The sequence below is a fragment of the Psychrobacter sp. genome, assembly GCF_036731945.1.
Classification (GTDB): domain Bacteria; phylum Pseudomonadota; class Gammaproteobacteria; order Pseudomonadales; family Moraxellaceae; genus Psychrobacter.
The window spans coordinates 3,991-6,098 of sequence record NZ_DAINDI010000104.1 but is presented as its reverse complement, the minus strand read 5'-3'; the positions used below and the strand labels follow the sequence as shown (position 1 = coordinate 6,098).

The following is a 2,108-nucleotide window of genomic DNA, read 5'->3' as shown; positions in this document are numbered from 1 at the left end:
ACAGAGGCTACAAAAAATTGATATCAGCAATACCGTCGCGTTTTTAGGATATTTTAACTATACATTCATTAACGCCTTTATTAACAACAGAAAATATCTTTCAAATAGAAATGATAAACAAAGAAAAGCCCCGAACCTAGGGCGATGGGTTCAGGGCTATGGCGTTTCATATTGTTGTTATTATCTCTTCCGTGTTGACTCATCCTAAGTCATAAACAGTAACCTATAAGACAGCGGGCTGACCTGTGCTTTTATTGTTACTGCCTCAACACTGCATCCTTGCGTATCCTTGTGTTGATGGTTGTATTCTAGGTGAATTGACGCGGAACGACTAGAGGCTAAAGACCTTATTTAGCGTAAGCATTTGCTTACGTCGCCATTGTTTGTGGCCAGAGTTTTATACAGATAATAAAAACTGTTTAGCAATTACTTTCCTTTTCAGCCTCTGCATGTTCTTTTGATACTTTACAGCCCTCTTCCTTACCCGCTTCAATGGTATTTTTTGCCTCTTTGACATCTTCTGCCTTCTCAGTTGGCGCATTGGTTTCTTGGGTACTGACCTTTTCGGGCTCGTATTGTAGCGTTGTCAGCACCGGAAAATGGTCGGAGCCGATAGACGGCATGCGCTGAATATCGACCAAGGTGAAGCAAGCACTATGGAAAATATGATCCAGCGCCCAACGTAAAAACGGATATTTAACATGAAAGGTATTGATAAAATGGCGCCCGATACGAGGATCTAGCAAGCCCGAGATACGTTGAAAGCGGCGCGTGGTCTTTGACCAAGCGACATCGTTTAAATCTCCTGCCAATATTGCCGTTTGCTTATTTTCTTTGATATGTTTTCCAACCATCAGCAGCTCAGCATCGCGGGTCGTAGACTTATCTGCCTCTGTCGGACTGGGCGGCATTGGGTGCAAACAGTAGAGCCAAATCACTTGGCCGCCCTGCAAACGTAGCTGCGTATGGATAGATGGAATATCATCAATCATCAAATACTTAACTTTAGGGTCTATGAGCTCAAGCTTAGAATACAGATGCATACCGTATAGATTATCCAAAGGCACTTTGACAGTATAAGGATAATTTGCTTCTATTTGATTAAGGGCTTTCTCCCATTTTTTATCAGTCTCTAAAGTAATTAAAATATCGGGACGCTTATCTTTTACCAGTTCAACCAGTTTTTGGGTCTCATCATTGGGCGTCAATACGTTTGAAACCATGATTTTAAGCTGGTGCGCATGCCCATCTGGCATATCCTTGGCAGTGAGCACTTCTTTTTTCCAAAGTATGGTATAGGGCAACACCATACGCAATTGAAAGGCGAGCGCGCTACTTAAAACGATAAATAACAGCCACTGACCAAGCTGCCAGTCCGACCAAAATATAACCATGCCAAGCCAAGCGGCGACCCCGAGGAACATAATTTGAATACGGGGAAACTCAACACCTCGCACCCACCAATTATCAAGAGGCAACAAGCCCCAAATAGTGACAAAGGCGATGAATCCTGCCAACCACTGAGCGCCATAATATAAGAGGGAGAGATCCATAATGTGTGTCGACCGTTTATTAAATGAATGGCAAAGCCAATAATGATAAATAGAATTTTTAATCTAATAATTGTTTAAGCTAAAACATGATTGAGCGGTTAAACTCTAAACCTTTGTAACAAAATAAATAGCCTGCTTACTTTAGCACCTCATCACGCCTGCGCCTACTATTGAACATTCATTAGACGTTAGCGGCTATAAAAAATTACAATTTAAGCCTTATTTAGAGGGGCTTGAATTTAGGGGAAGTTGACACGATAAATAATCAGCAAGCTTAATAAATAGCAGACTTTATGGCTAGTAGCATTGATAAGTACAAAAGTGAATAAATCATATCTGAAAAACACGGTACATTCTCTAAAAAACCTTGCTTTTTTCTGCTATTCACGGCATTGTTATCGGTTGGCAGTGCAACAATTTATGGTAAAAAGGATTGAGTTTTATGAGTAATTTAACAGTAGGCTTGGTAGGCTGGCGCGGTATGGTCGGGTCAGTATTGATAGAGCGTATGCGTGAAGAAAAAGACTTCGATGGTATCACACCAGTGTTTTTTTC

General features: G+C 41.1%; 2 protein-coding genes and 1 pseudogene. 2 read left to right on the top strand and 1 reads right to left on the bottom strand.

Annotated features, from left to right (window positions below):
* The coding region (locus V7D75_RS14000) for a hypothetical protein (protein ID WP_333615052.1) at positions 1-208 on the top strand (208 nt) is incomplete at its 5' end.
* Positions 209-419: 211 nt separating this feature from the next.
* Here the strand turns inward: V7D75_RS14000 and V7D75_RS13995 are convergent.
* Positions 420-1,553, bottom strand: a complete 1,134-nt coding sequence (locus tag V7D75_RS13995; protein ID WP_333615051.1) for an endonuclease/exonuclease/phosphatase family protein — start codon at positions 1,551-1,553, stop codon at positions 420-422.
* A 442-nt stretch (positions 1,554-1,995) separates the two neighbouring features.
* Between V7D75_RS13995 and V7D75_RS13990 the strand changes: the two are divergent.
* Positions 1,996-2,108 (top strand): annotated as a pseudogene (locus V7D75_RS13990) (aspartate-semialdehyde dehydrogenase); the annotation flags it as partial.